Origin of the sequence: Microcystis sp. LE19-41.2A (assembly GCF_027530405.1) — a bacterium.
Lineage (GTDB): Bacteria > Cyanobacteriota > Cyanobacteriia > Cyanobacteriales > Microcystaceae > Microcystis > Microcystis aeruginosa.
In genome coordinates this window covers 1-8383 of the sequence record NZ_JAPZQJ010000195.1, presented here as the reverse complement: position 1 = coordinate 8383, position 8383 = coordinate 1, and the positions used below count along the sequence as shown (strand labels likewise).

The 8383-nt window shown below is 44.3% G+C and carries 7 protein-coding genes and 2 pseudogenes; 7 read left to right on the top strand and 2 right to left on the bottom strand.

Annotated elements, in window-relative coordinates:
• The first annotated feature begins 301 nt into the window (after nt 1–301).
• Together O9290_RS08715 and O9290_RS28135 are read left to right on the top strand one after the other, a co-directional pair.
• A pseudogene (locus O9290_RS08715) lies at nt 302–1585 on the top strand (AAA family ATPase).
• Nucleotides 1586–1589: 4 nt separating this feature from the next.
• Nucleotides 1590–2261 (top strand): annotated as a pseudogene (locus O9290_RS28135) (DUF4276 family protein).
• Between the two features lie 164 nt (nt 2262–2425).
• Here O9290_RS28135 and O9290_RS08695 read toward each other — a convergent pair.
• Nucleotides 2426–2617 (bottom strand): hypothetical protein, encoded by a 192-nt coding sequence (locus O9290_RS08695; RefSeq protein WP_196219782.1) that lies wholly within the window; start codon nt 2615–2617, stop codon nt 2426–2428.
• 664 nt (nt 2618–3281) lie between these two features.
• Here O9290_RS08695 and rplJ point away from each other — a divergent pair.
• The 5 genes from rplJ (at nt 3282) to O9290_RS08670 (ending at nt 6555) form a co-directional block, all read left to right on the top strand.
• Complete coding sequence (gene rplJ / locus O9290_RS08690; protein ID WP_002757128.1) at nt 3282–3830, top strand: 50S ribosomal protein L10; 549 nt, start codon at nt 3282–3284, stop codon at nt 3828–3830.
• A gap of 44 nt (nt 3831–3874) precedes the next feature.
• Nucleotides 3875–4267, top strand: coding sequence for a 50S ribosomal protein L7/L12 (gene rplL / locus O9290_RS08685; RefSeq protein ID WP_002736522.1), 393 nt, complete (start codon nt 3875–3877; stop codon nt 4265–4267).
• Nucleotides 4268–4371: 104 nt separating this feature from the next.
• Nucleotides 4372–4467, top strand: a complete 96-nt coding sequence (locus O9290_RS08680; RefSeq protein WP_012267019.1) for a photosystem II reaction center protein T — start codon at nt 4372–4374, stop codon at nt 4465–4467.
• Between the two features lie 127 nt (nt 4468–4594).
• Nucleotides 4595–5110, top strand: coding sequence for a transcriptional regulator NrdR (gene nrdR / locus O9290_RS08675; protein WP_002757126.1), 516 nt, complete (start codon nt 4595–4597; stop codon nt 5108–5110).
• Between the two features lie 452 nt (nt 5111–5562).
• Nucleotides 5563–6555, top strand: a complete 993-nt coding sequence (locus O9290_RS08670) for a 30S ribosomal protein S1 (RefSeq protein WP_002781113.1) — start codon at nt 5563–5565, stop codon at nt 6553–6555.
• A 584-nt stretch (nt 6556–7139) separates the two neighbouring features.
• Here O9290_RS08670 and O9290_RS08665 read toward each other — a convergent pair.
• Nucleotides 7140–8177: an adenylate/guanylate cyclase domain-containing protein gene (locus tag O9290_RS08665; protein WP_288055826.1), complete on the bottom strand. Its 1038-nt coding sequence runs from the start codon at nt 8175–8177 to the stop codon at nt 7140–7142.
• Nucleotides 8178–8383 lie beyond the last annotated feature (206 nt).

Here is an 8383-nt window from a genome sequence, read left to right as displayed (position 1 = left end):
ACCCTTATAGAGACAGACATTACCGCGATTTTTGTCAATTGTTTGCGATCTAGAGCGAACTAATCAATTAAATCTCTTGCCAGATAAGGATTTAGTCGATTTATGCCCCCATATCGAACCATACCAAGTCCCGAAGAGCCGGATTTTATGCAATTTTATGCCTATTTTTCTCATTTTTGAACTCTCAAAAATTAATTAGGCAAGAACTCTATTAATAACCGCTCTAGAATCAGTCTATACTATATATTCTCCGGGGAGAAATTGCTCAGATTACTTTAGTAATGAGAAACGGGACTAAATAATGGCCGGAATTGAGGGATTGAGGATTAAAAATTATCGAGCGCTCAAGGATATAACTCTGGGCAAGTTATGGAATACTCAAAATCGAGATTCTCTGACACCGATGACGGCCGTTATCGGCAAAAATGGTGTGGGAAAAAGCACACTTTTTGATGCGTTCGGTTTTTTATCTGATTGTCTTAAAGGAGGAGTAGAAGAAGCTTGTGATGTGCGAGGTCGGGGCGGGTTTGAGCGTCTTCGTTCCCAGGGTCAGGAAGGAAGCATTGAATTTCAGATTTATTACAAAGAAGATTACAATTCCCGACCAATTACCTATGAATTAGCTATTGATCTAGATACCGATAATAGACCTTATGTAAAAAAAGAAAGACTCAGACAGAGAAGAAAAGGTCAAAAGACCGGATGGCCTTTTTCATTTTTACTCCTCGATGAGGGGAAAGGAATCGTCTGGAAAGGAGAAGAAGAAGGGAAACAAGTAGAAGAAGGTCAAGACCATTTTGATTTACTTAAGTTAATAGAAAAAATTAAACGAGGAGATTATGAGGATGGGGGGGAGTTAGTGGAACTGAATGATAAGCGGAAACTAGGAATTGCTACGTTAGGTTCTCTCAAACAGCATCCGAGAATTTCCCTATTTCGGAGATTTATTGAGGGATGGTATCTCAGCTATTTTACTCCCGATGCGGCCAGAAGTTTGCCCCTAGCCGGACCCCAGAAACATCTGAATATTCATGGAGATAATCTCGGTAATGTGGTGCAGTTTATGGAAAGAGAGCATTCCAAGAAATTTCAGAATATACTTAATAGTATTTCTCGTAAGATACCGGGTATAGAAAAAATTAGTACCGAAAAAAGTCCCGATAATCGACTACTATTAAAATTTAATGATCGGGGATTCCAAGACCCATTTTATGTACAGCAAATGTCCGATGGTACTTTAAAAGTATTCGCCTATCTCTTACTGTTAGAAGACCCTTCCCCACCGCCATTTATCTGTATTGAAGAGCCAGAAAACGGCTGATACCATAAACTATTAGAAACCTTGGCTCAAGAATTTAGAAAACACGCCACAGGACAGAGAGGACGTTCTCAAATTTTTATCACCACCCATCAACCTTATTTTGTTGATGCTCTCCAGCCGGAAGAAGTTTGGATTCTGGAAAAAGGTGATGACGGGTTTTCTCGGATTAAACGGGCCAGTGACAATCCCTTAATCAAGAATCTCGTCTCAGAAGGATTGCCCCTTGGTAGTCTTTGGTATAGTGATTACTTAGATGAGAGATAAGGTTATGCACTTTGAAATTTTGGTCGAGGATTTGTCGGGAAAAAAAGCACTTGATATTCTAATTCCTAGGATTATTGACATGAATGCAGGTCATACATTTAGGGTTCATTCCTATAAAGGCAGTGGTCATCTTCCCAGAGACTTACAGTCTGTTTCCGATCCTAGCAAACGGATTCTTCTCGATCGACTACCTAAACTGATTCAAGGATATGATAAAACTTTTTCTAGTTACCCTGATAATTATGCTGCTGTACTGATCGTGGTTTGCGATCTGGATAATCGATGTTTTCGAGAATTTCGACAATAATTAAGCAATTGTCTGGAAAAATCTGCTATCCAATCCCAAATTTACTTCTGTATTGCTGTTGAAGAAGGAGAAGCTTGGTATTTAGGTGATATTAATGCCATAAAAATTGCTTATCCCCAGGCCAAAAGTGCTATCTTGGATTCCTATATTAATGATAGTATCTGTGGTACTTGGGAAAAACTGGCAGATGCTATATACAGAGGTGGAGCGAAACAATTATCTAAGTTAGGTGGCGCTTCTGTGGGTCAAGAGAAAACAGTCTGGGCAGAAAATATTTCTCCTCAGATGAATGTGGATATTAATCGATCGCCCAGCTTTGGCTATTTTCGGGATAAACTACGTCATCTCAGTCAGGAAGAATCAAGATAAGTAATATTTTTTCAGGCTAAACTTTTAGGCATTTAAAATAATTGTCGAGAGCGGGGAATAGGCGATAGTGAGCAGTAAGCAGTGAGCCTAAATCCAGTTATTAAAGACCGATTATTTATACTAAATCCAGTTATTAAAAACTGATTATTTATTCCCTCTTTTGCCTATTGCCTATTGCCCATTGCCTGTCCTGATATGTAGCCTACACTCAACGGATTTAGTATTATTCCCCCTTTTGCCTCTTGCATGAGTGCCTGTCCTGATAAGTAGGGTCTGCTGAAAAAGTTTTTCGGTGGGGGCAGGGTGTGGGGTGTGGGGTGTGGGGTGTGGGGTTTTACCGGTTTTGAGGTGGCCAATTACCTAATTTTTAGGGAAAAAGTCCAGGAATTTTCCCCCTGATCACTCCCATACTTGGTACTTTTTGATTGACAAAAAGTCTAAAAGTCTTACCCAACAAGTTTTTTAGATTTATTCAGCAAACCCTAAGTAGGGTCTGCTGAAAAAGTTTTTCCTGGGGGTAGGAGTCAGGAGTCAGGAGTCAGGAGTTTCGGGCTTTGTTGCCATTGTTTTTTTGTACCAAGCCATGTACTACAAGAAGGATAATGCAAGGTTTTTGAAAGTCCCAATCCTATTTTCTTGCACTAACATCGGACTTTAACAGGTCAAAAGCCTTATTTTAAAAGGGTTTTACCATTATTCAGCAAACCCTAAGTAGCCTATACTCAAGGGATTCAGTCTTAAATGCGATCGCCCTGCTCGTTCCTTCCCAGGGCTTGACATAAATCCCGCAATAATGTTATGATGAGGGACTGGCTTAAGCCAAAGACAGCAGGTGCGAAACAGCTTAAATACCCTGCCGAGGTCAAAGCGAGAAAACAGCAGCCAAAAAGACTAAAGAGAGATATTTTCTGTCTTGGTCGTGCCTGAACTGGATTCTCTCCACTCAACCCCGGCGCTACAAGGGGTTATTTTTGCGCCTGTCTGTGGACCGGTCCCCCGCATACAGGAGGTGAACAAGGGATGGGGAGAAGCAGAGAAAGCAAGGGAGTAATTCTAGAAGAATTAAAAACCTCCCTGAGGGAAGCTCAATTAACGATGGTCATCGACTATCAAGGTTTAACCGTCGCCGAAATCAGCAATCTACGCCGCAAATTGCGCCCCACGGGAACGATTTGTAAAGTCACCAAAAATACTTTGATGGGCTTGGCGATCGCTGAAGATAGTGGCTGGGAACCGATGAAAAGCCTTTTATCGGGAACATCCGCCTTTCTGCTCGTAAAAGAGGATATCGGTGGAGCTTTCAAGGCCTATCAAGAGTTCAAAAAAGAAAGCAAAAAAACCGAATTGCGCGGCGGTGTCCTCAAAGAAGGGACAAAAGGTCAACTGTTAACAGAAGATCAGATCAAAGCGATCGCCGATTTACCGTCGAAAGAACAGTTAATCGCTCAGGCCGCTGGAGCAATCAACGCCATTGCTGCCAAACTGGCCCGCAGTATCAACGAAGTTCCCGCATCTTTGGCCCGTGCCGTCGATGCCGTGGCCCGTCAAGAAGAAAAAGAAGCGGCTTGACACCGCGCCAATCAATCACTTACAAACAATTAGGAGTCTAACCCATGTCTGCTGTAGCTGAAATCTTAGAAAAACTCAAAACCCTGACCCTCTTAGAAGCTGCGGAATTAGTCAAAGGTATCGAAGAAACCTTTGGAGTTAGTGCCGCCGCTCCGACTGGTGGCATAATTATGGCTGCCCCCGGGGCTGCTCCTGCGGCTGCTGCTGAAGCGGTGGAAGAACAAACCGAATTTAACGTCGTTCTCGAAGAAGTTCCCGCCGACAAGAAAATTGCTATCCTTAAGGTGGTACGCGAATTGACCGGTTTAGGACTCAAAGAAGCGAAAGACCTGGTAGAAGCCGCTCCCAAAGCGGTTAAAGAAGGCACTAACAAAGATGATGCCGCCGCCATCAAGAAAAAACTGGAAGATGCTGGGGCAAAAGTTAGCGTTAAATAGGCGGCCACTGATTCTGGGGATATAGATTACATCCCCAGACGGGCCGAAAAGCTCATTTCCTGATACTATAGGATTGTTATAGCAGTCTTGTAGGATGTCCAACCATGGAAAGCGTCGCTTACATTTTGGTTTTAACTATGGCTTTGTCGGTAATTTTCTTCGCCATCGCCTTCCGGGAACCTCCCCGGATTCAAAAGTAAATTTCTTAACTCCGTTTAGGTTAATAATTTTCTTCCCTGAGCCGCCCGCTTGTCAAAAGCAGGTTAGCGGCTCTGGTTTTCGTATTTAAAGGCTTAAATTAAAGGTTCCCCTCACCGAGCGCCTCCTATGCAGTGTCCTAATTGTCAGCATACCGATAGTCGCGTTTTAGAGTCCCGCTCCTCCGAAAACGGTCAGAGCATTCGTCGTCGTCGTGAATGCTTACAGTGTAAATATCGGTTCACCACCTACGAGCGCATCGAATTCGTGCCGATCACGGTGATTAAAAAAGATGGTAAACGGGAATCTTTTGATCGCTGCAAACTGCTGCGGGGTATCGTCCGCGCCTGCGAAAAAACCGGCATTCCCCCCTCAAGATTAGAGGCGATCGTCAATGATATCGAATCCCGTTTGCAGCAAGACTCAAAACGGGAGGTAACAAGTCAGGAAATCGGTCAATTAGTCCTGGAATATCTCCGGCAAGAATCGGAAGTGGCCTATGTGCGCTTTGCTTCGGTTTACGGCAATTTTCAGGGAATTAGAGACTTTATCGCCGCTTTAGCGCTGCTGCAATCCTCCGAAATCGAACGCGCTCATCCTTCTTGGTCTCAAGTGGAAGAAGCCAGCGTGATCACCTCATCTTAAATAGGGTTTGCGGCAAAAAGTTTTTCCTGGGGGCAGGGTGTGGGGTGTAGGGTGTAGGGTGTAGGGTTTTACCCATTTTCAGGGGGTCAATTACCTAATTTTCAGGGAAAAAGTCCAGGGATTTTCCCCCCGATCACTCCAATAGGCGGTACTTTTGGATTTCAAAAAGGTCTAAAAGTCTTATCGAACAATGTTTTTAGATTTATTCAGCAAACCCTAAATAGTTCCCGATTCAGTTATAATTAGGATCCCTTGTGCTATTTAAAGCCCAAGCTCTGGTTAGATTCTTAAAAGTCATTCTTGAGGCGGATTGCCTCCAGGAAAGCCGGATGCGGCAGTTCATCCCCTAGGCCCTGCCTAGAAACTAAATTGGGAGGCATCTCCTTGATTTAGAAACTGTACATCACATAGGAGGAAAAACCTACGGAAATTCCGAGGCCCAAACAACGTACATGACCACCCAAAAAACTGCAAACAAAAACATAGGCTTTACCCATGAAGATTTTGCCGCCCTTCTAGACAAATACGATTATCATTTCAGTCCGGGAGATGTTGTCGCTGGGACTGTTTTCAGCATGGAACCCCGGGGAGCGCTCATCGATATCGGTGCTAAAACCGCCGCTTTTATCCCCGTGCAGGAGATGTCGATCAACCGCGTCGATAATCCCGAAGAAGTTTTACAACCCAACGAAACCAGGGAATTTTTCATTCTTACCGACGAGAATGAAGATGGACAGCTAACCCTGTCGATCCGTCGCATTGAATATATGCGCGCTTGGGAACGGGTGCGTCAATTGCAAAAAGAAGATGCTACCGTGCGCTCGAATGTTTTCGCCACTAACCGTGGTGGGGCATTAGTCAGAATTGAAGGTCTCCGTGGCTTTATCCCCGGTTCTCACATTAGCACCAGAGAAGCGAAAGAGGATCTAGTCGGTCAGGAATTGCCCTTAAAGTTTTTAGAAGTGGATGAGGATCGCAACCGTCTGGTTTTAAGTCATCGTCGCGCTTTAGTGGAACGCAAGATGAACGGTTTAGCCGTGGGACAGGTGGTAATCGGTTCCGTGCGCGGAATCAAGCCCTACGGTGCTTTCATCGATATTGGTGGAGTCAGTGGTTTACTGCATATTTCCGAAATCTCTCACGATCACATCGACACCCCCCACACGGTTTTCAATGTCAATGATGAGTTAAAAGTGATGATTATCGATCTCGATGCCGAAAGAGGTCGCATTTCCCTCTCGACTAAACAATTAGAACCCGAACCGGGAGATATGCTGAAAAATCGCCCGTTAGTGTTTGAAAAAGCGGAAGAAATGGCGATTAAATACCGAGAAAAACGTCTAGCGGAAGCGGAAGGCCGCACTGTCTCGGAAGTAGTCGCAGAAATCGAAGTTCCTCCCGCCTTGGAGGAGGAAGATTTAGTTCTCGCTGCCACCGAGGAGTAGGTCAGTTATCAGTTATCAGTCATCAGATTTGAGTTTTAAGTGTACAGTATTAAATAGGGTTGGCTGAATAAATCTAAAAACCTTGTTGGGTAAGACTTTTAGACTTTTTTCCCCTCAAAAAGTGCCAGCCATTGGAGTGATCGGGGGTAAAATTCAGGTACTTTTTCCCTGAAAATTAGGTAACTGATTACCTCAAAATCGGTAAAACCCTACACCCTACACCCTACACCCCACACCCTGCCCCCACCAACAAACTTTTTCAGCAGACCCTAAATAGGGTTGGCTGAATAAATCTAAAAACCTTGTTGGGTAAGACTTTTAGACTTTTTGTCAATCAAAAAGTACCCGGCATGGGAGTGATCAGGGGGAAAATTCAGGTACTTTTTCCCTGAAAATTAGGTAATTGGCCACCTCAAAACCGGTAAAACCCCACACCCCACCTGCCCCCCCGATGTCGGGGGGGTTGGGGGGGCCACACCCTGCCCCCAGGAAAAACTTTTTCAGCAGACCCTAAATAGAAGTTTCCTACTGTCTTTTCACTGATTACTGATCACTGATCACTGAAACGTCTCCCAACCGCTCATTTAATTGAAATCCTGAAAACCGACACTGTTGGCAACTCCTGTAATTCCGGTCATCTCCTCACTACTGTTGGCATCGAGGAAACGATCCAAGTGATCAAAAGTGGTTCCGTAGGTAATAGTGTTATCGTCGTATCCTTTCAGACTGAGGGTATGTTGATTAAAAGCTTGGTGGAGATGGGGTAAACCGATGAGATAACTGTAGGTAGTTGCTCCGATGGCTAAATCCCTACCCATTTCTTTAGTAGCCGACTCTAAACGAAAAGCGGCGTTGACCGTATCGCCGATCGCCGTATAATCTGGATGTTCACCGCTGCCAGTATTGCCCACCATGGCATAACCAGTATTCACTCCCGCACCGATGCGTAATTTAAAGGGTAAGGGATATTCTTCGCTTAAGGCGCGGGTCATCCTGTATATTTGCGTAATTGCTTGAAAAATTTGCAATATATCGTCTTGATTGACTTCCTGTTGGCCGTGAAACCAGATGGCCATGATCGCATCACCAATATATTTATCTACCCAACTGCCGGAACTGCGGATAATACTCCCGGCATGGCGAAACCAATTGCCAATCAGAGAAGAAAGCACTTTTTCGTCTAATTGCCTCGTTAAAGCCGTAAAATTTCGTATATCCACCACCATCACCGATGTTAAGCGACGTTCATGGACGGTGGAGGTGGGGGGATCCAATTCTAAATTGTGCGGTTGCTTGCCTATATTAGTGGGAGTAGGACGATAGAACTGCACTTCGGTTTTGCCAAAGGTGATCCGATCTTTGTCATGGATAGTCACGGGAATAGCTACCCTTCTGCCATTAACAAAAGTTCCATTGCGACTACCGAGATCGATCAGATAAAAATCTCCTGTTTCCGTGGATTGTAAAATAGCGTGATTGCGAGAGATACACTGATCTTTAATCACGATAGCGTTATCTTTGCTCCGTCCGATTGTCCAGTAAGGGCTCCCCACGAGAGGGAAAAAACGCTGTCCCTTCTCGGTATGGAGTAGTAAATAAGGATTTTGTCCTAGTATATCCACGGGTACATAAGCAGCAATATTATAGATGGAGGTGACCACACATTATATAGCGAGATTCCGCACATTTTCATCGGAAATTTTGGGTCTGAAACCCCGCCGTTCTAGGTTGGCTTTACGTTAGAATTAAAAGGCCAGTCTCGAAAACCAAGTGGACGGCGCAGCACCTTGAAAACTCGGCTTAGGGGGTTCCGACCAGAAAAGCTTGG